Genomic DNA, 24601 nt, shown 5'->3' with positions numbered 1-24601 from the left:
AAGATTCTTCTCGATTCGAATGTGCTGTGGCGCTGAAGATCTTGACAATGGATTGTTTGGAAACTTAAATACTTTTGCAGCAGGCCTCATTCGAAGAGACCCGATTCCATGCTGCAACCCGCGCGCGCATGCATTCGTCTTCAAGTTGTGCTGGAATCGTCGTGCATTCCATGGAGGGTGCGCTCGCCCATTTCCTCAGTCTTCCATCGGCGTGACGAAGCAGTTTGGCAGTTAGACAGGATGCCTGATAAATTGAGCCGGAATGACGACGCTTATGTTGCGGCCGTAGTCACGGTCCTTTAACCCCAGTGGGTAATGCGTCGGGTCGCCCAGCTGATCAGACGGACAGGACTCGATATGTACGGCGAGGAACCAACATGACAAAAGAGACCCGAGTCGCGCAAGTCCCGATAGCCACAGCACAATCGTAGCCAATAGACTGATTTGAACGACGGTGCCGGGACCGCAGAAGGGACGCAGCAGCCCCTGACCCTGACCTGGCCGTGGAAGTCGGAGTGGATCTCCAATCATCGATCCACTGTTACGGATCCCTATGAATTCCTGAGCAACCTGTAGAGCCCCGTATCCGCCGGACCGCGATCCGCGTCGCCGCCGTGTGGACAAGATGGGTTCGGCCAGTAGTCAGCCGAGGACGTCATGATCGCAAACCGCTCCGATGCACCGCCGGTTCCCCGATTAGCCGCAATCGCATTGTCCTGCGCGCTAACTTGTGCGCTTGTGCTTTCACTGTCGGGATGCCAACGGCAGACAGAAACGCAGAGCGGCGATACGAGACCGGTCGTTCAGCTCGCCAAGGTCGAACCGGCCGACGCATCCTCCATTCGTATCTTTACCGGGCGGGTCGAGCAGACCAGCATCTCGCCGCTTGCCTTCGAAGTATCGGGCCGTGTCGTGCAGATCGCGGTGCTCGAAGGCGTGTCGGTGAAACGCGGGCAGCTGATCGCGCGGATCGACGAGGAACCCTACAAGCTGCAGCTGCAGCGCGCGAACGCCCAGTATCAGCAGCTGAGCGACAACCTGAAGCGCCAGGCGGTGCTGCGCAAGGACGGTATCCTGTCGCAGGCAGCTTATGAGCAGCTGTCGGCTGCCACGGACGCCGCACGCGCGGCACGCGACATGGCGAGCCGCGACCTGCGCAATACGCAACTCGTCGCACCGTTCGACGGCCGGATCGCTCGTCGCAACATCGAGATCCAGCAGGTCGTGCAGGCGGGGGCGCCCGCGTTCAATCTGGAAAACATCGGCCGTGTCGATGTCGGCGTCGATCTTCCTCAGAGCATCGCCGAGCGGCTGTTCGTCGACAAGACGCTAAGAGCCGAAGCCTGGCTGCCCGAGCGTCCGCAGAACCGCTTCCCGCTCGTGTTCCGCGAACGGACCACGCAGACCTCGCCGACGTCGGCGGCGTACCGCCTCGTTTTCTCGATCGAAGGACCGCAAAGCGCGATGTTGTTCCCCGGCATGGCGCTGCGCGTGCAGATCTCCGACACGGCACGTCAAGTCGCGCAAAACGACAACCACGGCTACTTCGCGATTCCGATCGCCGCGGTGTCGATCGGCGCGGACGGCCAGCGCAGTCTGTGGCGCTACGATGCCGCGTCCGGCCGCGTGCATGCGGTGCCGGTCAGCGTGCGCGAAATTCGCAATGATGATGTGGTCGTCGCAGGCGCGGTGGCCGAGGGTGATCGCGTGGTGGCAGGCGGATCGCAGTTCATGAAAGAGGGAATGGCGGTCCGTCCGGTGGATGCACCTCAATGAATCTCGCGCGCCCCCTTATTGAAAAGCCGCTGATCGCGTGGGTGCTGACGCTCATCTCGCTGTTGGGCGGCATCTTCGCGTACTACAACATCGGTCGGCTCGAAGACCCGAAATTCACGATCAAGACGGCGGTCGTCGTGACGCTCTATCCTGGCGCGAGTGCGCACGAGGTGGAGCAGGAAGTGACGGACCGGCTCGAAAGCGCGATCCAGCAGATGCCGCAGGTCGAGAAGCTGACCTCGCGCTCGACGCCGGGCTACTCTGAAATCCGCGTGCAGATTCGCGACCAGTACACGTCGGCGCAATTGCCGCAGGTGTGGGACGAGTTGCGCAAGTCGGTGTCGGATGCCCAGGTACGACTGCCGCCCGGCGCGGGCCCGACACTCGTGCTCGACCGCTTCGGCGATGTCTACGGGATGTTCTACGCGCTGACCGGCGAGGGCTACACGCAGGCGCAACTGTATGGGTACGCGCGCGAACTGCGCCGCCAGCTGCTGACGCTCGGCGACGTGTCCGACATCGTGATCGCCGGTGACCAGCAGGAGCAGATCTCGGTCGACGTCGACCAGTCGCAACTGATCGCCAACAATCTGTCCACCGACGATCTCGCGCAGACGCTGTTCCTGCAGAACGAGGTTCGGCCCGCGGGCCGCGAGCGCGTCGGCGATCTGTCGTTGCGGATCGCGCCGACCGGCTCGCTGGATTCGTTGCGGGCCATCCGTTCGCTGCCTGTCAACAATACGCCCGGCCCGCTGCTGCTCGGCGACATCGCGCGCGTAAGCCACGGCTACGCGACGATTCCGAACCACGTCATTCATTACAACGGTCAGCCCGCGATCACGATCGGTATCAGCGCGCGGCCGCGCGTCAACGTGGTAAGGGTCGGCGAGCAGATCAAGGCGAAGCTCGCGGCACTGGAGCGCGACCGTCCGATCGGGATGAAGCTTTACTCGCTTTACGATCAGCCGCAGGTCGTCGACGAGAGCGTGCGCGGTTTTATCTTCGACGTGTTCCTGTCCGTGGCGATCGTCGGTGTCGCGCTGGGTATCGGGCTCGGCTGGCGGGCGGGTGTCGTGCTCGGCGTCGAGCTGTTCCTGTCGATCCTCGGCACGCTGCTGGTCATGTACGCGGCGGGCATCGAGCTGCAGCGAATCTCACTCGGCGCGCTGATCATCGTGATGGGTATGCTGACCGATAACAGCATCGTGGTGGTCGAGGGCATGCTCGTGAAGGTGCAGCGAGGCATGTCGCATCTCGAGGCGGCGACCGAAATTCTCAAACAAAGCCAATGGATTCTGCTCGCGTCGACCATCGTGGGGATTCTGGCTTTCTCGGGCATCGGCCTGTCGCCGGACGCGGTCGGCGAATTCTGTGCGTCATTGTTCGCTGTCGCCGCGATTTCGCTGCTATTTAGCTGGGTGATCGCGATCGCCCTGACACCGCTGTTCGGTACGTATCTTTTCAAGCCCGCGGACATCATCGATGAAGACCCCTTCAGGTCGAAGCTGTACAAGCGTTATGGCGAGCTGTTGTCATGGGTGACCGGACGGCGCGTGCTCGTGGTCATCGGCCTCGCCGTGCTGACGGTGCTCGCCGGATGGGCGTTCCGTTTCGTCGAGCAGAGCTTCTTCCCCGCGTCGACCACGCCGATCTTCTATGTCGATATGCGTTTTCCTCGCGGCGCCGATATTCGCGCGGTGGTCGAAAAGAGCCGCGACGTGGAGAAGGTGCTGCTCAGGCATGCGGACGTCACCAACGTGCAGACGTATATCGGCGGGGGGGCGACGCGTTTCTTCCTCGTCTACGATCCGGAGACGCGCGATCCGTCATACGCGCAGTTCATCGTCGGCGCGAAGGACCAGCGCCTGATCGACGACATGATTCCGGAGATCGAAGCGGACCTGAAGAAGCGCTTCCCCGAACAGCATTGGACGGTCACGCGCCCCAACTTCGGTCCCGGTGGTGGCGCGGCCATTCAGGCCCGCTTCTCCGGACCCGATCCGGCCGTGCTGCGCCGGTTGTCGCAGGAAGCGCAGAGCGTGCTGAAGGCGGACGGCCGCATCATCGCGATCCGCGACGACTGGGAGACTCCGATCAGCATCGTGAGGCCGGAATTCGACGAATCGCGTGCGCGCTCGCTCGGGGTGACGCGCCGGCAGGTCACCGACACGATGGCGTATGCAACCGAAGGCCTGCGGGCGGGCCTCTATCGCGAAGGCGATCAGTTGCTGCCCATCGTGCTGCGCTCGCCCGACTACACGCGCGGCGTCGCGGGCCTGCAGGACCTGCAGGTGTTCAGCGCGGGGCTGCGCCGTTACGTGCCGCTCGGCGACGTGGTGAGCGGCTTCACGGTCGGCACCGAGGAAGGCCAGATCGCGCGCGAAGACCGGATCCGCACGCTCACGGTTTCGGCCAACCCGATCTATGGACAGAACAGTGTGGCGGCGTTCAACCGCATCCGCTCCGGCATCGAGAACATCAAGCTGCCACCCGGCTATAGCTTCGAGTGGGGCGGCGAGCACGAATCGTCGACGCGCGCGCAGGAGAGCCTGTTCCGTCAGCTGCCGCTCGGCTTCATTGCCATGGCGCTACTCGTGATGATGATGTTCGGGCGCCTGAAGCCCGCGCTCGTCGTGCTGCTCGTCGTGCCGATGTCGATCTGCGGTGTGACGGTCGGTCTGCTGCTGTTCCGCGGCGCATTCGGCTTCATGGCGTTGCTCGGTCTGTTGAGTCTGATCGGCATGCTGATCAAGAATGGCGTTGTGCTTGTCGAGGAGATGGATACGCAGGTCGCCGCCGGCGTGCCGCGCATGCAGGCGGTGACGCACGGCGCGATGAGCCGTCTGCGTCCGGTGATGCTGTCGGCCGGCACGACGGCGCTCGGTATGGCGCCCTTGTTGTGGGATCCTTTCTTCAAGGACATGGCGATAACGATTATGTCCGGCCTTGCCTTTGCTACCGTGCTGACAATGGTCGCCGTGCCGGCGCTGTATGCGATGCTGTTCTCGATCAGGCAGGCGGAATGGGAGCCGGGTCAACACCCGGAAGCAAAATGATCCGCGCGCGCCGTTATCTTTTCGCCATCGCGGTCCTGCTGCTCGATGCCGGGTGTACGGGTTCGTTGCAGCTGGAGAAGCCCGCCGCGTTTCCGCCACAGTATTCGGAGGCGCAACCGGGCGCGGCGACACCGATGTCCGCGCAGGATCTCGCGACCTGGTGGACGCAGTACAACGATCCGACGCTGAACAAACTGATCGAACTCGCGCTCGCGCACAACTTCGACATCGCCACCGCTTACGCGCGCGTCGATCAGGTGCAGGCGGGGATCCGGCTGGCTCGCTCGCAACTATTGCCATCGGTCGGCGCAGGCGTGAGCGCCGCGAAGTATCACGGCGGCGAGACGCAGCTCGAGTTCCAGGAATTTCTCGGTATCAACAATCTCGATGCTCAGTTCTGGCGTGTTGGCTTGCAGGCGCAATGGGAGATCGACCTGTTCGGCCAGGGACGCGCGCGGCTCTCGGCGGCACGCGAACAGGTGCGTGCCGCCGCGGGCGATGCGGAGGCGGTACGCCTGAGCGTGGTGTCGGGTGTCGCGGATCTGTACGTCACGTATCGCGGACTGCTGCGTCAGCGCACGATTCTGCTGCAGAGCCGCGCTATCGCCGACGACTTCGTCAACATCGCCGAAAAGAGCTTTACCGCGGGCCTGGTACTTAGTACGGATATCGAAGCAGCGCGCGCTGGCCGCGCGCAGGTGGATGCGCGATTGCAGGACGTGGAGAACGGCATCGCGCAGGCGCGGCTGAATCTGCAGAACCTATGCGGCGCGCAGCCTGCGGACTTCGCCGGCGTTCTCGACGAAAGCGACAAGCTGATGATCGCGCTGCCGGGTATCGAGCCGGGCCAGCCCGTCGATCTGCTGATGCGGCGCCCTGATCTGATCGCGGCGCAGGCGCGCGTGAATGCGGCGGTCAGGCAGTCGGATGTCGCGCGACTCAATTACTGGCCGACCATATCGCTAAGCGGTCTGCTCGCGCGCAATGGTTGGGAGATCGCGGGCCAGGGCCTCGGGCCCAGCACGTTCTGGCTATTCGGCGCGGCGATGACGATGCCGCTGATCGATTTTGGCGCGCGCCGCTCGCAGGTGGAGTCGTCGGATGCGCAGGCACAGCAGGCGATGTTCAACTACGAAAAGACCGCGCTCGGCGCGTTCTATGACGTTGACCGTGCATTGGCGCGTTTGAACCGGCAGGACGAGTTGTTCAAGGCGCGCAACGAAGAGGTCGCGCGACGTACCACGCAGTTGAGCCAGGTGCAGCGTCGCTATGAGGTCGGCGATACAGGCCGGGTCGATATCGATCAGGTGCGGGTTGCACTGCTGGAAAGTCAGTCGTCGCAGGTGAGGGAAGAGGTGGGCAAACTGCAGGCGCAGTTCGCGCTGTTCAGGGCGATGGGTGGCGGCTGGCTGGCCAATCCGCCGGCGGTCGCGAACACACCGACACCGGCGGGACCGGCGCCCGCCACCACAAGTGCGCCGGCTTCGCAGTGAGCGGCCGCGAGGCGCCTTGAAGGCCGGAAGCTTCCGCTAGCGATTGCGCAGTTTGCTATACGCAAGGCCGGTGGCTTCAGTCGGGAGGGCTACCGGGAGCAGCGCAACATACGCGTGGCTGCTCCGCGTGAGTCCCTTTCTGAAAGTAACCCGCTTCTCTGAATGGTGAACGATGGCAACCCAGCTCGAGACGAAACTGTCGTTGCCCGCATTGACCGCGATGGTCGTCGGCTCAATGGTGGGCGCAGGAATTTTCTCCCTGCCGCGCAATTTCGCGCGCGCGACCGGCCCGTTCGGCGCGGTCATTGCGTGGTGCGTGGCGGGTATTGGCATGTACGCGCTGGCCCGCGTCTTTCAGGCGCTCGCGCAGCGGCGGCCCGAGCTCGATGCCGGTGTGTTCGCGTACGCGCGAGCGGGCTTCGGCGACTATGCGGGCTTTCTGTCTGCATTCGGTTACTGGATGGCCGGCTGCTTCGGCAATGTGTCGTACTGGGTGCTGATCAAGGCGACGCTTGGCGCTTTCGTCCCCGCATTCGGCGACGGCAATACGGCGACCGCGATCATCGTGTCGTCGGTGGGCATCTGGCTGTTTCATATGGTGATGCTGCGCGGCGTGCAGCAGGCCACGATGATCAACACGATCGTCACGGTCGCGAAGATCATCCCTATCGTGCTGTTCATCGTGATGCTGATCGCGCTGTTTCGCGCCGATATGTTCCGCGCGAATCTGTGGGAAGGCAGCGCTCAGATCGGCACGGGTCTTTTCTCGCAGGTTCGCGCGACGATGCTCGTCACCGTTTTCGTGTTCGTCGGTATCGAAGGGGCGAGCGTGTACTCGCGCTACGCGAAAAAGCGCTCGGACGTCGGCGCGGCGACGATCAGCGGCTTCGTGGCCGTGCTGTGTCTGCTGGTGCTGGTGACGCTGCTGCCTTACGCGAGCTTGCCGCGCGCCGACATCGCGGTGATGCGCCAGCCGTCGATGGCCGCGGTACTCGGCGCGCTGCTCGGCCCATTCGGCGTCGTGTTCGTCAGCGCCGGTCTGATCATTTCGATCCTGGGCGCGTACCTCGCGTGGTCGCTGATCTGTGCCGAGGTACTGTTCGCCGCCGCACGTCTCGAGACGATGCCGCGCATCTTCACGCGACAGAACGAGCGCAAGGTGCCTGCCGCCGCGGTTTGGCTCACGAGTAGCGTCGTGCAGATGTTCGTGATCAGCACGTACTGGTCGAACGATGCATTTGCGCTGATGCTCAAGCTGACAAGCTCGATGGCGCTGATTCCTTATTTTCTCGTGGCCGCATACGGCACCAAGGCCGCGCGTCACGATAGCGAACAAAGCGGCGGCACCTTGAGCGGCGCGTTGCGCACCGAGTATTTCGTCGCGATGTTCGCGACGTTGTACACGGCCTTTCTGCTGTTCGCGGGTGGTCTGAAATTTCTGATGCTGTCGGCAATGCTCTATGCGCCGGGTACCGTGCTGTACGTAGTGGCTAAACGCGAGCGCGGCCTGCGCGTGTTTTCGAAAGTCGAGTGGATCATCTTTGCCGTCGCGGCCTGCGGCGCGATTGCTGCGTTGATTGGCCTCGCGACCGGCACGATTGTCATCTGAGCGGTCGATCATCGTAGTCGCACAAGCGCGGTTCAGGCGTTGCGGTCGTGAGTGCGAATGGGTGCGCTGATTTGCGTGGTTCGCACGGCGGCGGCTGGATCGGAACGTGTTCGCGGGAGAGCGATTGCAGAATGGACAAGCGCGTCAGACTTTCAGCACTGGGCCTGATGGCGATGGTAATCGGCTCGATGGTTGGGGTGGGGGTCTTTTCGTTGCCGCAGGCGCTCGGCAAATATACCGGCGTCGTCGGATCGTTGATCAGCTGGACCATCACCGGCTCCGGCATGCTGATCCTCGCGCTGATCTTTCAACGACTCGCATGGCGCAAGCCCGAGCTGGACGTCGGCGTCTATACGTATGCGCGCGTCGGCTTTGGACGCTATACGGGCTTTCTGTCGGCGTTCGGCTACTGGTGCGGCAGTTGTCTTGGCAACGTGACCTATCTCGTCCTGATCAAGTCGGCGCTCGCGATTGTCGTGCCTGCATTCGGCGCGGGTAATACGCTGAGCGCGATCGTCAGTTCCTCGCTGATGATCTGGGTGTTCCACTATCTGATCCTGCACGGCGTGAAGGGCTCGTCGCTAGTGAATGCGTCGATGACGGTCGCCAAACTGCTTGCGATCGGGCTGTTCGCGGCGCTCGTGCTACCCAGCGTCAATTGGCAACTGTTCGTCGCGAATCTGTGGACCGTTCCCGAGCCGTCGGCGGCCAGCCTGTTCGGCGAGGTGCGCAAGACGATGTTGGGCACGGTCTTCGTGTTTCTCGGCGTCGAAGGCGCGAGCGTTTATTCCCGTCACGCGCGCGAGCGGCGCGACGTCGGCGTCGCGACAGTGCTCGGCTTTCTCTGCGTGCTCGCGTTGATGGTCATCGTCACATTGTTGTCGTACGGCGTGTTGCCGCTCGAGCAGTTGGGCACGCTGAAAAATCCGTCGATGGCAGGCGTGCTGAGCGCCGCGGTCGGCGCCTGGGGCGCGGTCGTGGTCAAGCTCGGTCTGCTGATCTCGGTGCTCGGTTCCTATCTCGCATGGACGCTGCTCGCCGCCGAAATTCTGCACGCGGCAGGCAAGAGCCGTACGATGCCGGCGTTTCTCGCGCGAGAGAACCGCAACCACGTTCCGGTCGCCGCGCTATGGATGACGAGCCTCGTGATCCAGGCGTTTCTGATCGTGACGCTGTTTTCGCAGGAAGCGTTCACGTTCGCCAAGGAGTTCACGACGTCGATGAATCTGATCCCGTACCTGTTCGTCGCCGGATACGGGTTGAAGCTCGCATCGAGCGGCGAATCGTATGCGGGGCAGCCGTGGTCGCGACGCATCGATTTCATGCTCGCGCTGGCGGGTTGCTTCTACGCGCTATTTCTCGTGTACGCAGGCGGCCTGCATTATTTGTTGATGTCCACCGTGCTTTATACGGCGGGGACCGGGTGGTTTTACATCGCCGAGCGTCGCAAGGGGACACGGGCCGTGTTTACGCTGCGCGAGCGCTGGCTGTTTGTGGTGGTCCTGCTCGCCGCGCTAGCCGCGTTCGTGGATCTCGTGCGCAATCATTTTGCGACTTAGGGTACCGTTAAGGGCTGACCATGCGCTCGGCCTGCTCGGACGAAATTGGAGGGCGTGGACCTTCCCATCTTGTTATTCGCATATTTCGTCCGCATCGAATCTGTCGAGCACGCGACGGCCTCGATTACAACTTGATGGTCGCCGGTCAGGGCGCCATTGCGTAGGGCAACGGTTCGACCGCAATCGGGCAAGGCGCGGCCCTTGTGTTCCTAGAAGACATATAGGATTTCGCTGAGTTTTTTGATTTTTTTGTTTCGTACAATCTGACTCCGTCCTACGCGAGGATGTTTCAATTCCTCGCTGACGAGTGCGGCGCGCTGCGCTATCCCTCTCCCTTGATTGTTGATCCATGCCACGTTGCATGGGAAGACTTGATTGGTCTCAAAGAACGCAACGACCTTCTCATCGAGTTTTCATCGTTTTAAAAAATAGCAATTTGAATCTTTAATTTCTGTAAAGCCAAAACGGCTGGCGGAATGATCAAGGCATTTTTTGATATGCGCTAGAGGCCCTGTTGTTTTCGACGAAGCTTGTTGCTCGGTCTTCGCTGCCGAAATTTGCCGGATTGGTCCGGGCAAAGGCGGCATCCCGTAGCTTGCGAATACAGACCGGCTCGGGCACGTCGGCTAGTAGCATGGGTGTATATCCCGCTTTCTTCTCGTCACAGAACCGTGTGGAATGACATTGTACTTTGGCAAGAAAGCATGCATGTGTTTTGGTACGAAAAAAGTCTTCACCAGTATTGCGATGGAGTGTGAGTGAACAAAATCAGAGTGGGTATTGCCGACGATCATCCATTCATTCTCCTCGGCGTCGAGCATGTTCTTCAGCCCTGTCCGGACATCCGGATCTGCTTCAAATGCGAAAGTATTGGCCGGTTGCTCGAGCTGCTGGTTGAAATACCCGTTGACGTTCTTGTGTGCGATTACGAATTCGAAGGCGATCCGTATGCCGATGGTCTCAGCCTTCTTGACCGGATCCGGCGTGTTGCTCCAGCCATAGGAGTTGTCTTTCTGAGCGCACACTCTTCGACGCACATCATTTCGGCTGCGCTCAATGCGGGCGCGGCCGGCTTCGTCGGTAAGGGCCCCGAGGGTTTCGCCAGCCTTACCACCGCCGTTCGCGTCGCCAAAAATAAGAGCGTCTTCCTACCCGATTCCATTGCGACCAGGTTGATGTCCGCAACGGGGCGCGCAGCGGAAGGCCGATCTTCTCTCAATTCGCTATCTGAAAAAGAATCGACGGTCGTGCGAATGATTTGCGATGGGATGTCGATTGGCGCGATCGCCGAGCGGCTCAATCGCAGTCGGAAGACCGTTAGCAATCAGAAGAACGCTGGCATGAAGAAGCTTGGTGCCAGAAACGACGTCGAACTCGCCACGATCGTGCGCGAGTGGTCCTGCTCGTAACAATTACCGCGCTTCTCAGGCGGCGCCTGTAGTTCTCGTTGTACCTTCTACCGCGCTTATAGCTGACCCTGTGATCGGCCCAGTTAGAGAAACCGACATGCCGCTTCCCGGCTGACCAATGTGGTCTTTCATTTTGGGTATCGGCCCATTAACAGTGGTCCCCTTCAATGACATCATTCCTCTGCCTTGACGATCGCCGGAAGCATTGGCTTTACAAGGGTTTGTCGTTTTCAAAAATAGCAACAGAGAGGACTCTGATGAAAAAACAAGTCACGCAACTCATGATCGCGCTGATGGGACTGTCCGTCGCGCCGATGGTTTTCGCTCAAACTGCACCGGGCACCGGTAAGGTAACGTTCAACGGCCAACTGACCGACGACACCTGTGTAATCAACGCGGGCGACGAGGACCAGACGGTCACGCTGCCCACTGTGTCTGCGAAGTCGCTGCCTACGGCTGGCGCCGCCTACGGCTCCAAGGCGTTCACCATTTCAGTGTCACAGTGCCCTTCAACGCTGAGCAAAGTCGCGGCGCATTTCGAGACCACGAACATGGACCCGAAGACGGGTAATGCAATTAACCTGGCAGTCGCTACGCCGGCCCAGAATGTCGAAGTGCAATTGCTTGACCGCAATGGCACGATGGTGGGGGACACGCCACTTCTGCTGGGTAACACGGGTGCGTATGTTTCTATCACCAACCAGGCCGCAACGATGACCTACGCCGGCCAGTACTACGCAACGGCCCCAGCAACGGCCGGTAACGTGACTGCTGTTGTTCGCTACACGTTGGCATACCAGTAAGTCAATCCAAGCCGGATGGCATCGGGCTGCTTTCCTGTTTCGGAGGCAGCCCGAAGTGACATTCCGCTTATCTGTCGCGTGGAGGAGCGAATGTCTTCAATGAAGTTTCCTATTTTGTTGGCCGCAGCGGTCGCCTGCAGCGTGGCCTCGTTTGCTGCGCAAGCTGCTATCACCATTACCGGTACGCGAGTCGTCTATCCGGCGCAAAACCGCGAAGTCAATGTTCGCTTGAACAACGTTGATAACCGCCCGGTCCTGGTTCAAGCATGGCTGGACGATGGCGATGCAGCAGCTGCGCCGAATGAAATCAAGGTGCCGTTCACCCTGCTGCCGTCGGTATTTCGAGTCGAGCCTCACAGAGGTCAGGCTTTGCGCATCATGTTCGCGGGCGGCGACATGCCGAAGGACCGCGAATCCGTCTATTGGTTGAACGTTCTGGAGGTCCCGCCGAAGCCTAAGGACGCTGATGACCGGAACATGATCCAGCTCGCGTTCCGTACTCGAATCAAGATGTTCTACCGGCCCGCGTCGCTGCTAGATGATCCAACGGCCGGGCGGGCGCAATTGAAGTGGCACGTCGAGTCGGACGACAAGGGTCAGAGCGTCGTTCGTCTGGAAAATCCTACGCCATACTACATTTCCGTCGGTATGGCTGAAGTGGAAACGGCAAACAGGAAAGTCGTTCTTGTGCCCAATATGGCGCCACCGTTCGGTCACGTTGATTTCCTTCCAGAAGAAGGAAAGCTCGATATCAAAGCTCCTGCCACGGTTTCCTATACGGTTCTAAACGACTTCGGTACAGAGATCAAGGACTCGGCGGAACTCGGTAGCGCTCAAAGCGCGGAAGCGAAAAAGAATCAATAATTGGAATACGGGATGTTGGGCGTGCGGAATAGTAAGGCGGCAATCGAGGCAGTACTTGGTAATGTCCCGTTCAGGTTCCATCCATTGGCTTGGGCGGCAATTGTAGCGTCGGGCTGGGTCTTTTCCGCGAATTCCGCGGTCGCCGCGTGTGCTCCGGACTCGTCGGCAAAGTCGTCCAGCGACTGCGCAGTGCCCGAGTTGCCGCAACAGGCGGCCGTTGCCAACGGAGAAGTTGCGCCTACGGGTGCGTCGGCTACCATGCCGACTTCGAATGTACCTTCTGCGGAGGCCCCGCAGGAAGTTGAGTTTAATCCAGCATTCTTTACGGGCAACGTCGCCGATTTGTCGCGTTATACGCGAGGCAATCCCGTTGCTCCCGGTGTCTATCCGCTCGAACTGTTCATCAACGGCAAGAAGCGCGGACGCTTCGATGTTCTGTTTCAGGCGGTACCGGGTTCGGATATCGCTGCGCCCTGCTTCACGACGTCGAGCCTGGACCGGGCTGGCGTAGATACCGAGCGCGTGCTCGAGCGCTTAAAGGAAGCGGAAAAAAGCGACTTTGACGACACGAATGCGTCATTGCGATGCATCCCGCTGGCGGATGCGGTACCGGGATCGGTCGCATCGTTCAACACCGCGGATCTGCAACTCGATCTGTCGATTCCGCAGATTGAATTGCGCAAGGAGGCAGCGGGGTACGTCGATCCATCGCGTTGGGACAACGGGATCAACGCGGGCTTCGTGCAATACAGTCTCGCCAGCTATACCACTCACCAGAACAGTGGCGCTGGAGATTTCAGCAGTGCCTATCTCGGTCTGCAAAGTGGGATCAACGTGAACGGCTGGCGTTTCCGCCAGTGGTCGACCGCAAGCTGGCAGAACCGGGGTTCCGGCACGCACTGGCAAAGCGTTGCACTGTTTGCGCAGCACGATGTCACGGCGCTTAAGAGTCAATTGACGATCGGCGACAGCTCGACGAGCGGCGACGTCTTCGACTCATTCAATGTGCGCGGCGTCCAGCTTTCCAGCGACGACCGCATGTTGCCGGACTCCATGCGTTCCTACGCACCGGTTGTGCGTGGTGTGGCTGATACCAATGCACGCGTCACCGTGCGTCAGAACAACATCATCGTGGCCGAGACCAGCGTGCCGCCCGGGCCGTTTGAACTAAACGACCTGCCGGCTACAGGTTACGGCGGCGACCTTCGGGTCACTATCACGGAAGCCGACGGCCGTCAGCGGACTTTTCTCGTGCCGTTTGCATCCGTGCCGCAGTTGCTGCGGCCAGGCGTCTCGCGTTTCAATCTGACGACCGGTGTCTATCGCGATACCGTGCTGAATAACCATCCGTGGGTGGCGCAGGCGGTTTATCAGCGCGGCCTGACAAACCTGTTGACCGGCTACACTGGTGCACAGTTCTCTGAAGGTTACTGGGCTGCTCTGGTTGGTGTCGCGCTCAATACGCCGGCCGGCGCATTCGCGCTCGATGTAACCACGTCGGGAACGAATATCCCCGGCGTGTCGGGTGGCCGTCCCGGCTACAGTACCCGGATCAGCTACAGCAAGCTTCTTCCAGGTCCGAACACGAATTTCTCCGTTGCGGCTTATCGCTACTCGACCGCACGCTTCTACAGCCTGCATGACGCGATCTACGCGCGCTATGACCCGCGAGACACCTCTGGCCAACACGACTACCGTACGCGCAGCCGTCTGCAGTTGAATATCAACCAGCCAATCGGTGAGTCGAGTTCCGTTTACATTGCCGGCAGTTCGCAGAACTATTGGGGCGCATCGAAGGGCTACGATCTTCAGTATCAGGTTGGCTTCAACAGCTTGTACAAGCGGTTGTCCTACTCGCTATATGCGCAACGCTCGCGCCTGCAGAACTCGCAGCTCAGCACGCAGGTTGGTTTGAATCTCACGATTCCACTGGGTAAGGTCGACTCGAACGAGCATCATACGTTCGACTATCTGACAACCAATCTTTCGCGCAGCTCGAACGGAGACAGCACGATACAGGCCACAGCATCGGGCAACACAACGGGAGCCACGCCGATCAGCTACGGTGTCAATGCGTCGCGCATCGTATCCGGCGAAAATCGGAGCGTTTCCACGGGGGGGTACGCGATATATCGCGCGCCGTTCGGTACCTACAATGGCAACGCATCGATCAGCAATCAGACGCGTCAGGCCGCGTTCAACGCCGACGGTGCGGTCGTCATTCACAGTGGCGGCGTCACGTTGAGCCCGCCGCTTGGCCAGGCGTTCGCGCTAGTCGAGGCGAAAGGGGCAAATGGTGGCCGGATCATCAATGGTCAGGGCGCGCGGATTGACGCAAATGGCTATGCGGTGGTGTCTTCGCTGACGCCATACCGCGTCAACACGGTGGCGCTGGATCCAAGCGACGTGCCGCTTGACATTGAACTGGGCAACACGAGTGAGGAAATCGTGCCGCGCGCGAATTCGCTCGTGAAGGTGAAGATTGCGACCACGCAGGGCACACCGATTTTTGCCGAGGTCTCGGATCGCGAAGGCAAAGCCATGCCGATGGGCACTGAGCTGTTCGACGAATCCGAGAAAGCGGTGGGCATCGTCGGCCAGGGGGGCCTCGCGTACCTGCGCGGCCTCGAGCACGAAGGCAAGCTGCTGGCGCGCTGGGGCAACGGCGCAGCGCAGCATTGCGTGATGCCCTACACGGTACCGGACGACGACAACGCGGACAGCAGTCAGCACGTGGGGATCGTCGCACGCATCAAGCTGAGCTGTGATCCAACGCTCATCTGGTCTCCGCCGGCAAAGTCCGTGGCACAACGTTCAGCGGGCGCGGCGCTCGTCAGTTCTCTTCGCTGACGTGCAAAGGCCGATGAGTGGGCAGCTCCAGCGCTGCGGATTCGAAGATTCCGCCGACAGTGGAGGTCAGGAAATGAAAAATATTTGCAGATACTTTCGAATTGCCGGACTCATTCTCGGCGTGATCGCGGGCGCGCTGTCGGGATCTATTTGCGCACATGCGCAAGGCTCGCCTTCGGTCACGCTCAACTTTAGTGGCACCTATAACGCGACGACGTGTTCACTGATCAGTTCGCCTGACATGACGGTCACGTTGCCGACGCTCTCGACGAAGTCGCTGCCGACGGCCGGCCCGGTAGCCAACGGCACAAAGGGCTTCACTATCACGATGCAATGCGAGAGCGGCGTGACGGGTGCGCGCGTGTATTTCGAGAGCGGTTCATCGACCGATCCCAATACCGGAAATCTAAAACTGCAGAGCGTGAGCGGCACGACGTCGGCAACCAATGTGCAGGTCATGTTGGCCCATGCCGACGGAACGCGGATCAAGGTCGGCGACCGGTCCACGATGAAAATCGTTCCGATCACGTCCACAAATCCGACGTCGGTCGATTTCGTCGCCGGCTACTACGCAACTGGGCAACCCACGGCCGGTATGGTCAACACATTCGTCACCTATGTCGTCGAGATGCCATGACGTTGCCGCCGGGAATACTTTTTCCATGATGTTTGATTCAACGATCGCGCTGATGCGAGCGACCGCGTTGCATGCAGCGCTGCTGTCCGCCGGCGCGCAGATCCCGGCTATTCCTTTTTGGCGTGCGCGTTGTTGCACGTTGGTCGAGACGCTACAGCAGGAAATGCAGGACCGAACCTTTCCGGCAACGGACATTCGGGAAATCAGCCTCGCGCAATGCGTTCTGCTCGATGAATTGACGTTGCATGCATTGCCCTCCAGGCAACACGAGGAATGGTTGCGTGACCCGTTGCAGGCGCGCTTTCACGGCGTGCGCGATGGGGCCGCACGGGTATGGGAACGGATCGACGCGGTGGTGAACGGTGGCCGTCAGGACGTAGCCCGATTCGAGTTCTACAGCGTCTTGCTGGAGCTGGGCTTCGACGGGGGACGAGAAAACGTCGCAACCTATCTCGAACGGATGAAGTCGGCGTTGAGCTCGCATAGGCGTGGCACAGCGGTGTTATCCATACCCGACTCGGCGGAAACCGCGTTGTTTGCCTCAAACACCGGCCACACAGAGCAATCCAATCCAGACGGAGCGTTTGCAATGATTTACGTAGACCGCTACCGTGCAGCGCTGATCTGGATCACTGTTTCGATAGCGGGCCTGATATGGCTAGGTTTGCCACTCGCTCTCCAACCCGGGTGGCCCGTTGTGCTCGGCCTTGTCCTGTTGACGGCACTAGGCGCCGCCGTCTTGCCAGCTTACGGGCAACGGAGGGAGACGCACGAAGACGAAGACATTCACATCGGCAACGTGCGTGAGTTGTTGATTGTTCTCGTCATCGGGCCACATGCTGGTGCGTTGTTCGCACGTGATGGGCAAGCATCCACGTTGCGCCGCAACGGCGATGCCGTGTGGCTGCCTGTTCGGACCCCGCAGGAGCTGTCTGGCGTGATAACCACGGTGATGGAGTCGCATCAACGTCCGCCGGATGCCGTGCTGATGCCTCTCGTTCCTGACGGCGATTGCGATGACGCGGTGATTCGCCGCGAGTTTTCGCGCTGGAAGCATGAACTCGACGCTAGCATCGGTCCAAAAGCGTTCGTCTTACCCTGCTATTTCGCGATATACGCGTGCCTCGGCTCAAATGGCGACCCCGCTGTGAAACCGGTCTGGATCGGCAATGCCATCGATATATCGGCGATGCACCCTGCGACTGGAAGCGCACGGAAACATGTGCAAGCGCTCAGGGAACAGCTGGATCAGGCATGGCTCACTGCCGCACACCCAGAGCGGGCGTCGCGTGCCGGTCTGGGGCATGCGGTATTCGACTGGCTAGAAGATGCGGCACTGTTGTCGATCCTTTCATCGCTGGCAAACACCGCGCCTTTCTCGTTGCGCGGCTTGCTGTTGGCCGACATCGGACACCCGCCGATGCGCCCCGGCGCATGGACGCGATGGTTGACCGGTAAAACGGGGCTTCGGCCGCCGCTGACGACGCCGAAGGCACATCCGAAGCCGCTGTCTCTGCCTCCGCTTGCGACCGTTGCGCGAAAGGCGAGCGTTCGACTTCCAAAGGCCAGGTGGTACAAGCGGTACGACGGGGCGTTGCACACGGTGGCTGCGTCGGCCTGCGTTTTGATGGTGTCGATCGGTGTGTCGGCATGGTCGAACAGCCGGTTGGTTACGCGAGTCGCCAACGATCTCGATGCCTACACGCGCATACCTGCGGCCTCTGCGGATGCGAAGCGTGAGCGATTTGAATCGTTGCGCAGACAGTCCAACGAGCTTGCTCGCTATGCGAGCGGCGACGTGCCGACAGGGATCGGTTGGGACCTGTACCGGGGGAATGCGTTGCAAATCGCGCTCGAACAGGCGACCGCGACATGGCATTCACCATCGATCGCCACACATTCGCCGCTATCTGCTGTAACGATCGACAACCTCTCATTGTTCGACAGCGGGAAGACGACGCTGAAGTCAGGTGCAGAGCCACGACTCAACGGTGTACTCGATCTGATTCGCGCGAACCCGGACAAGCGGATCGTGATCGCGGGCCACACTGATAACGTGGGTCCGAGCGCGGCGAATCAGGCACTCTCCGAGGCGCGCGCGCGGGCGATTCGCGATTGGTTTGTCAACAGCGAGTCGTTGCCCGTCACGCGTTTCGCAATTCAAGGATATGGCGATACTCGCCCGATCGCCAGTAATGCAAGCAGCCAGGGGCGCGAGACCAATCGCCGTGTCGAAATCACGCTTGTTCCCGACTCGTCGACGCGCTAAAGACATCTGTCTCGGATCGGTGTTATCGCGCTTCCATTTCTGAAACAGATCGTACCAGGCATCTGTACAGGCGAACACGATAGACATTTGGGCAATGGCCCATATCTTCCCGCAGGATTGAGACTTACCATCATCCCGTTACAGATTTTCATGCAAATGGTTAGCAGTACTGCTGCTTATCCTTTTCTTTGAGCGAATAACGTCAGAGCACCATGTCAGCTTCTAACAGTTCTCAAAAATTTATCGCACGTAATCGTGCTCCCCGCGTCCAGATCGAATACGACGTGGAAATTTACGGTTCAGAAAAGAAGGTCGAGCTTCCGTTCGTGATGGGCGTCCTCGCCGACTTGTCGGGTAAGCCGCTCGAACCGTTGCCTGCCGTTGGTGATAGAAAGTTCTTCAATATCGACATCGATAACTTCGATGAGCGAATGAAAGCCATGAAGCCACGTGTTGCGTTCGCGGTGCCCAACACGCTAACGAACGAGGGTCATCTGATGGTCGATATCACGTTCGAAAGCATGGAGGACTTCTCGCCCGCAAACATCGCGAAGAAGGTTGATGCGCTCGCGCAACTGCTCGAGGCGCGTACGCAACTCGCCAATCTGCAAACGTATATGGATGGCAAGAGTGGCGCGGAAGGCCTGGTCAGCAAGGTGTTGAGAGACCCTGCATTGCTCGAGGCGCTCGCCAAGGCGCCGAAGCCGCAAGCGGCATCCGCCGACGAGCCGGTCACTAACAAATGATTATCGCTTTCCGCGTGAAAGCACAGCCAGAAACAATGGGGAAATGATGGCCGAACTTCAAGCGAAGACGAGCGCCAAAGCAACGGCGAGCGTTACCAATCAGTCTGATTTCAACGCGCTCCTGTCGCGCGAATTCAAGCCCAAAACGGAGCGTGCGCGCGAGGCGGTCGAGGGTGCTGTCCGGACACTCGCTCAACAAGCGCTGCTCACATCGGTAACGGTGTCCGACGACGCGTACAAAAACATCGAGTCGATCATTGGTGAGATCGATCGTAAATTATCCGAACAGATCAATCTGATCCTTCATCATGAAGAATTCCAGAGTCTGGAAAGCGCATGGCGGGGACTTCATCACCTCGTCACGAACACTGAAACGGACGAGAAGCTGAAAATCCGCTTCATGGATGTGTCGAAGGACGACCTGCGTCGCACGATGAAGCGCTATAAAGGCATTGCGTGGGACCAGAGTCCGTTCTTCAAGCAGATTTACGAGGAAGAGTACGGGCAATTGGGTGGCGAGCCGTACGGCTGTCTTGTTGCCGACTACTACTTCGATCACACGCCGGCAGATGTCGATTTGCTCGGCTCGATTGCGAAGGTCGCGGCGGCGTCGCATGCGCCGTTTATCACGGGCGCCGCACCGTCCGTGTTGCAGATGGACTCGTGGCAGGAGCTCGCGAATCCGCGCGATCTGACCAAGATCTTCACGCAAAACCTGGAGTACGCGCCTTGGAACGCGCTGCGCAATTCGGAAGACTCGCGTTACATCGGCCTTGCTATGCCGCGTTTTCTCGCGCGTCTGCCATACGGCATCAAGACGAACCCGGTCGACGAGTTTGACTTTGAGGAGACGACCGACGGCGCGGATCATCAACGTTATGTTTGGTCGAACGCAGCCTACGCCATGGCGGTGAACATCAACCGTTCGTTCAAGCAATATGGCTGGTACACGCTGATTCGCGGCGTGGAAAGCGGCGGTGTGGTGGAAGGCCTGCCCTGCCACACGTTCCCGACCGACGATGGCGGTATTGACATGAAGTGCCCGACGGAGATCGCGATTTCGGATCGCCGCGAGGCGGAATTGTCAAAGAGTGGTTTCATGCCGCTCATCCACCGCAAGAACACTGACTACGCTGCGTTCATCGGCGCGCAATCGTTGCAGAAGCCGGTCGAGTATCTCGATGCAGACGCAACTGCGAACGCAAATCTATCGGCACGTCTTCCGTATTTATTTGCATGCTCGCGCTTTGCTCACTACCTGAAGTGCATTGTGCGCGACAAGATCGGCTCGTTCAAAGAGCGTGACGAAATGCAGCAATGGCTCAACGAATGGGTCATGAACTACGTTGACGCCGATCCGGCGAACTCGTCGCAGGAAACCAAAGCGCGTCGCCCGTTGGCCGCGGCCGAGGTGGTCGTCGAGGACGTCGAAGGAAATCCTGGCTATTACCAGGCGAAATTCTTCCTGCGTCCGCATTTCCAACTCGAAGGTCTGACGGTTTCTTTGCGTCTAGTCGCGAAGCTGCCCCTCGTGAAGGAAGCGGCCTGATCTCGCGTCTATCGTTTATCCGGTAATTGAGCGAAAAACAGGCGCTCACTAAATATGCCTGACTTTCATTGAGCATCTCTAAAACCAATCTGTACCAAGGAGTACTTTCATGGCGCAAGACATTTTTCTGAAGATTAACGGGATCGATGGTGAGTCGGCAGACGCTAACCACAAGGACGAAATCGATGTTCTGAGCTGGGATTGGGGCGTTACGCAGCAATCGAACATGCACGTTGGCTCTGGCGGCGGCGCGGGCCGAGCAACGGTTGAAGACTTCACGTTCGAGCATTTCATCGATCGTGCAACGCCCAATCTGACGCAATACTGCCTGACCGGCAAACACATCGACGAAGCGAAGCTCGTCGTACGTAAGGCCGGCGGAAATCCGCTCGAATACATCAAGTTCACGATGAACGACGTGCTGGTTACTTCGGTGCATCCCTCGGGAGTCAGCGATAGCGAATCGCGTCCGCTCGAAAAAGTGTCTCTGTCGTTTTCTCGGCTGAAGCAGGAATACGTGGTGCAGAACGCGCAAGGCGGTAGCGGCGGCGCGATTACGGCGACATTCGATATCAAGAAGAACACAGCCTAAGTCGCATATTTTCCTGAATCGCGGCACCACCGTTTTTTTGGTCTGGTGAGTTGTGTCGCGGTGGCTAGCCGGGATGCGGGGGCTGGAAGCGAGCATCCTGGCTAGTTCATTCAGGGCGACGTGCGAGATCACCTTGATACCGTCAGATGGTTTCGAACTTATTTTCCCGCTTCGGGGTATGGCTTCGTATCGCGAGCTGGCTGATTCTCAGCGGGGCGAGCATAGCTCTGTCCGCGTGCGCGAGCACGCCCGCTCCCGTTGTCAAGGAGCAAACGAACCTTCGGCTACAAATCGCGGCAAACGAGAACGTCAATCCGAACGAGTGGGGAACGGCAGCACCGATCCTCGTGCGGGTCTACGAACTGAAGGCTCCGACGGCATTTGAAAACGCCGATTTTTTCACGCTGCAAAGCGACGACAAAAAAGTCCTTGGCGACGACGCGCTGGTCGTCGACGAATTCATTCTGCGTCCCGGCGACACACGCGAGATCGTCCGCAAGTCGAACCGTGCCACCACAGCAATTGGTGTACTGGCTGGCTACCGGGATCTCGGGAAATCGGTCTGGCGCGCGGTTTACCGGTTGCCAGCAACGCCGGACGCTGCGTGGTACAGGATGGCCCTTCCAAACAAGGAACAAAAGCTGTCTATCCAGCTTGACCAGCGCAATGTTTCGATTTCAAAGTCAGACTAATTTCAATGAGTTGGTATAGCAAGGTTGTTTGGAGCGAGGGACTCTTCCTGCGTCCGCAGTTGTTTCAGCAGCAGGAACGGTATTTCGAGTCGTTCGCGCATCGCCGGAGTGCGCCGTTGAGCCCATTTTTCTGGGGCTTCAGCCGTTATGAGATCGATCAGGAGTCGCTCGCGTTCGGCAAGCTGGTGTTCAAGAGCGGACTCGGCGTGTTTCCTGACGGCACGCCGTTCGAAGTGCCAGGCCTGACGCCGCCCCCGCCACCATTGACGATCGGACCGGAACATCAGGACCAGGTGATCTACCTGGCGGTCCCGCTTCGCTTGCCGAACACCGAGGAAACTGCCTTCACCGAACAGAGCGGATCGCTGGCCCGTTACCATGCGTACGACATGGAGCTGCGAGACAGCAATGCGATCGGGCAGGGTCCGAAGCCGGTCCAACTCTCGCGTCTGCGCTTGCGGCTGCTGCCCGAAAAAGAGCTTACGCAGTCGTGGATTGGTATTGCCCTGACGCGCGTAAAGGCGCTGCACGCCGAGGGCGCCGTGTCGCTGCACAGCACCGACCATATTCCTCCTGTGACCGGCTACGGTGCGAATCCATTGCTGCGAGAATGGGCGATGCAGTTGCGCGGCCTCGCGCGATTGCGCGCCGACGCGCTCGCCGCCCGTCTGTCAGGTACCGATGGCCGTACGGGCGCAGCGGCCGAAGTGGCCGATTACCTGCTGCTCCAGGTGCTCAATCGCTATGAGCCGCTGCTCGAGCATATCTGCCAAATCGAGGAGACAGCGCCGCTGACCCTGTATCGCGAGCTCGCGCTTCTTGCCGGCGAGCTTTCGACCTTCGTGCGTCCGCAAACGCGGCGTCCGAAGCCGGCTCCGGGCTATGACCACGCGCAGCTGTACCGCAGCATCAGACCGCTTGTCGACGAAGTGCACTTTCTGTTGAATCAGGTGCTGATTCGCGGTGCACAGCCCATTGCGCTCACGGAGCAGGCGCACGGCATTCGTACGGCCGCCATGCTGCCCAACGAATTGGCGGGCTATTCGAGCCTTGTGCTCGCGGTGGGTGCGCAGATGCCTTCCGAATTGCTGCAGCAGCAGTTTCTCGCCCAGACAAAGATCAGTCATCCGCAACGTTTACCAGAATTGATCCGTTCGCACCTGCCTGGCCTGACGATGGCGGCGCTGCCGGTTCCTCCGCGCCAGATTCCATTCAACTCGGGCTTTATCTATTTCGAGCTGTCACGTACGGGACCGTTCTGGGAGCAGATCGCGCGCCACGGAGGGCTTGCCATGCATATCGCCGGGCACTTCCCCGAACTCAAGCTTGAACTGTGGGGCGTGCGTCAAAAATGAGTACAGGTGCCTACGGGGACGGCGCGTTCGACTTTCTGTTGAACCCCGACAGCTCAGGTTCTGGTCAGAGCCAGCCGTCTGTGTTTCCCGCTGGGCGTCCCGCAGATGCGGGTGTCGCCAATACGGAGCCAGTCGTCGATGTGGCCGCGTTCGATCCGCCGGAAGAAATGCAGGCGCGCCTCGAACGGATGAAGACCGCGCGCAATCCATTGCTTGAAGCCGCGCAGCCTCTGTTGCGCGTGTTGGCGGACATGCCTGCTGCGCTCGATTCGCTTGCCGCGGTTGCAAGCTTGCGCTCGCTGTTGGTGCGTGAGGTCGCGGCATTCCAGAAGGTCTGCGACAAGGAGAATTTGCCGTGGAAGCACGTGGCGGCAGGTCGCTACGCGCTGTGCACCGCGCTCGACGAAGCCGCCAATCGGACGCGTTGGGGTAGCGGTGGGATTTGGGCCGCGCGCGGCCTGCTGCTTACGTTCGAAGGAGAGGTGGACGGTGGCGAGAAGTTCTTCCTGCTGATCGGCCGCATGGCGACCGCCCCCCAGGAGTACATCGACGTGCTCGAGGTGCTGTACCGAATTCTTAGCCTTGGATTCGAAGGACGTTACAGCGTTGCCACAGAGGGTCCACGTCATCTGGAACAGATCCGGCAGCGGATGCTGACGCTTATCAGCGGCACGCGCGACACGATTCGGCTCGAACTGTCGCCGCATTGGCGCGGCGAGGAGCCGGGCAGGATGCGGCTGCTGAAAAGCGTGCCGGTCTGGGCGACAGCGGGCGTAGCTGCGCTATGTGTGTTCTCGCTGTTCGCCTGGTACAAGTATCGGCTTCTGGCGCAAGGCGACGTGTTGGCGGCGAAGATTCTCGCAATCGGAGAGCCGATCAAGGTCCCGACTCCGGCAGCCCCCGAGCGCTTGCGTCTGTCGATTCTGCTGAAGGATGAGATTGCTCGCGGCCAGGTCTCCGTCGACGAGAACGAGCGCAGCAGCCGTGTCGTGTTGCGTGGCGACTACGTGTTCCTTCCGGGACAAAGCCGCGTTCGCCCGGAACTCGATCCGGTGTTGAGCAAGGTTGCTCAGGAGGTGGTGCGGGTCGGCGGCAACGTCACGGTGACCGGACACACTGACAACCAGCCGATTCATACGGTGGAGTTTTCTGACAACAAGGTGCTATCGGAAAAGCGCGCCGCGTTCGTCGCCGACGTATTGAAGGCGCGTGGCATGCCAGCCGACCGCATCGTTGCCGTTGGCGAGGGCGATACACAACCTGTCGCTGACAACAGTACGCCGGAAGGTCGTTCCCGCAATCGACGCGTGGAAGTCTTCGTCACGCAATAACGGGAAAGCCT

The 24601-nt window shown here is 60.0% G+C and carries 17 protein-coding genes; all 17 read left to right on the top strand.

The window, feature by feature from the left end:
• Window positions 1-738 precede the first annotated feature (738 nt).
• On the top strand, window positions 739-1776 hold the full coding sequence (locus tag L0U81_RS28480) for an efflux RND transporter periplasmic adaptor subunit (RefSeq protein ID WP_233808520.1): 1038 nt from the start codon (window positions 739-741) through the stop codon (window positions 1774-1776).
• Window positions 1773-4832 (top strand): efflux RND transporter permease subunit, encoded by a 3060-nt coding sequence (locus L0U81_RS28475; RefSeq protein ID WP_233808518.1) that lies wholly within the window; start codon window positions 1773-1775, stop codon window positions 4830-4832. Before L0U81_RS28480 ends, L0U81_RS28475 begins: the two co-directional genes overlap by 4 nt.
• Window positions 4829-6325, top strand: a complete 1497-nt coding sequence (locus L0U81_RS28470; protein WP_233808516.1) for an efflux transporter outer membrane subunit — start codon at window positions 4829-4831, stop codon at window positions 6323-6325. Before L0U81_RS28475 ends, L0U81_RS28470 begins: the two co-directional genes overlap by 4 nt.
• A 172-nt stretch (window positions 6326-6497) precedes the next feature.
• Window positions 6498-7934, top strand: coding sequence for a basic amino acid/polyamine antiporter (locus L0U81_RS28465; protein ID WP_233808514.1), 1437 nt, complete (start codon window positions 6498-6500; stop codon window positions 7932-7934).
• 131 nt (window positions 7935-8065) lie between these two features.
• The gene (locus L0U81_RS28460; protein ID WP_233808507.1) at window positions 8066-9493 is read left to right on the top strand and encodes a basic amino acid/polyamine antiporter; all 1428 of its coding nucleotides are present in this window, start codon (window positions 8066-8068) and stop codon (window positions 9491-9493) included.
• A gap of 758 nt (window positions 9494-10251) precedes the next feature.
• The gene (locus L0U81_RS28455; RefSeq protein WP_233808506.1) at window positions 10252-10902 is read left to right on the top strand and encodes a response regulator; all 651 of its coding nucleotides are present in this window, start codon (window positions 10252-10254) and stop codon (window positions 10900-10902) included.
• A 257-nt stretch (window positions 10903-11159) separates the two neighbouring features.
• A complete protein-coding gene (locus L0U81_RS28450) occupies window positions 11160-11705 on the top strand; it encodes a fimbrial protein (protein ID WP_233808504.1) in 546 nt (181 codons plus the stop codon).
• A 90-nt stretch (window positions 11706-11795) separates the two neighbouring features.
• On the top strand, window positions 11796-12569 hold the full coding sequence (locus tag L0U81_RS28445) for a fimbria/pilus periplasmic chaperone (RefSeq protein WP_233808503.1): 774 nt from the start codon (window positions 11796-11798) through the stop codon (window positions 12567-12569).
• Window positions 12570-12581: 12 nt separating this feature from the next.
• Window positions 12582-15419, top strand: a complete 2838-nt coding sequence (locus L0U81_RS28440) for a fimbria/pilus outer membrane usher protein (RefSeq protein ID WP_442793480.1) — start codon at window positions 12582-12584, stop codon at window positions 15417-15419.
• A gap of 13 nt (window positions 15420-15432) precedes the next feature.
• Window positions 15433-16056, top strand: a complete 624-nt coding sequence (locus tag L0U81_RS28435) for a fimbrial protein (RefSeq protein WP_233808500.1) — start codon at window positions 15433-15435, stop codon at window positions 16054-16056.
• 25 nt (window positions 16057-16081) lie between these two features.
• On the top strand, window positions 16082-18325 hold the full coding sequence (locus tag L0U81_RS28430; protein WP_233808498.1) for a DotU family type IV/VI secretion system protein: 2244 nt from the start codon (window positions 16082-16084) through the stop codon (window positions 18323-18325).
• 212 nt (window positions 18326-18537) lie between these two features.
• Window positions 18538-19071: a type VI secretion system contractile sheath small subunit gene (gene tssB / locus L0U81_RS28425; protein WP_233808496.1), complete on the top strand. Its 534-nt coding sequence runs from the start codon at window positions 18538-18540 to the stop codon at window positions 19069-19071.
• 43 nt (window positions 19072-19114) lie between these two features.
• A complete protein-coding gene (gene tssC / locus L0U81_RS28420; RefSeq protein WP_442793466.1) occupies window positions 19115-20620 on the top strand; it encodes a type VI secretion system contractile sheath large subunit in 1506 nt (501 codons plus the stop codon).
• A gap of 109 nt (window positions 20621-20729) precedes the next feature.
• The gene (locus L0U81_RS28415; RefSeq protein WP_233808488.1) at window positions 20730-21212 is read left to right on the top strand and encodes an Hcp family type VI secretion system effector; all 483 of its coding nucleotides are present in this window, start codon (window positions 20730-20732) and stop codon (window positions 21210-21212) included.
• 146 nt (window positions 21213-21358) lie between these two features.
• A complete protein-coding gene (gene tssJ, locus L0U81_RS28410; protein ID WP_233808487.1) occupies window positions 21359-21904 on the top strand; it encodes a type VI secretion system lipoprotein TssJ in 546 nt (181 codons plus the stop codon).
• Window positions 21905-21909: 5 nt separating this feature from the next.
• Window positions 21910-23259: a type VI secretion system baseplate subunit TssK gene (gene tssK / locus L0U81_RS28405; RefSeq protein WP_233808486.1), complete on the top strand. Its 1350-nt coding sequence runs from the start codon at window positions 21910-21912 to the stop codon at window positions 23257-23259.
• Window positions 23256-24590, top strand: coding sequence for a type VI secretion system protein TssL, long form (gene tssL, locus L0U81_RS28400; RefSeq protein WP_233808484.1), 1335 nt, complete (start codon window positions 23256-23258; stop codon window positions 24588-24590). The genes tssK and tssL overlap by 4 nt, the downstream gene beginning before the upstream one ends.
• Window positions 24591-24601 lie beyond the last annotated feature (11 nt).

Source organism: Paraburkholderia sp. HP33-1 (assembly GCF_021390595.1).
Lineage (GTDB): Bacteria > Pseudomonadota > Gammaproteobacteria > Burkholderiales > Burkholderiaceae > Paraburkholderia.
Note: the sequence above shows the minus strand (reverse complement) of the source record. Positions and strands in the feature narration are given on the sequence as shown.

Bases quoted from the DNA above. Each gene is read 5' to 3' on its own strand.
- L0U81_RS28475 (WP_233808518.1), top strand. From the start codon at position 1,773: ATGAATCTCGCGCGCCCCCTTATTGAAAAGCCGCTGATCGCGTGGGTG.
- L0U81_RS28470 (WP_233808516.1), top strand. From the start codon at position 4,829: ATGATCCGCGCGCGCCGTTATCTTTTCGCCATCGCGGTCCTGCTGCTC.
- L0U81_RS28465 (WP_233808514.1), top strand. From the start codon at position 6,498: ATGGCAACCCAGCTCGAGACGAAACTGTCGTTGCCCGCATTGACCGCG.
- L0U81_RS28460 (WP_233808507.1), top strand. From the start codon at position 8,066: ATGGACAAGCGCGTCAGACTTTCAGCACTGGGCCTGATGGCGATGGTA.
- L0U81_RS28450 (WP_233808504.1), top strand. From the start codon at position 11,160: ATGAAAAAACAAGTCACGCAACTCATGATCGCGCTGATGGGACTGTCC.
- L0U81_RS28445 (WP_233808503.1), top strand. From the start codon at position 11,796: ATGTCTTCAATGAAGTTTCCTATTTTGTTGGCCGCAGCGGTCGCCTGC.
- L0U81_RS28440 (WP_442793480.1), top strand. From the start codon at position 12,582: ATGTTGGGCGTGCGGAATAGTAAGGCGGCAATCGAGGCAGTACTTGGT.
- L0U81_RS28435 (WP_233808500.1), top strand. From the start codon at position 15,433: ATGAGTGGGCAGCTCCAGCGCTGCGGATTCGAAGATTCCGCCGACAGT.
- L0U81_RS28430 (WP_233808498.1), top strand. From the start codon at position 16,082: ATGATGTTTGATTCAACGATCGCGCTGATGCGAGCGACCGCGTTGCAT.
- tssB (WP_233808496.1), top strand. From the start codon at position 18,538: ATGTCAGCTTCTAACAGTTCTCAAAAATTTATCGCACGTAATCGTGCT.
- tssC (WP_442793466.1), top strand. From the start codon at position 19,115: ATGATGGCCGAACTTCAAGCGAAGACGAGCGCCAAAGCAACGGCGAGC.
- L0U81_RS28415 (WP_233808488.1), top strand. From the start codon at position 20,730: ATGGCGCAAGACATTTTTCTGAAGATTAACGGGATCGATGGTGAGTCG.
- tssJ (WP_233808487.1), top strand. From the start codon at position 21,359: ATGGTTTCGAACTTATTTTCCCGCTTCGGGGTATGGCTTCGTATCGCG.
- tssK (WP_233808486.1), top strand. From the start codon at position 21,910: ATGAGTTGGTATAGCAAGGTTGTTTGGAGCGAGGGACTCTTCCTGCGT.
- tssL (WP_233808484.1), top strand. From the start codon at position 23,256: ATGAGTACAGGTGCCTACGGGGACGGCGCGTTCGACTTTCTGTTGAAC.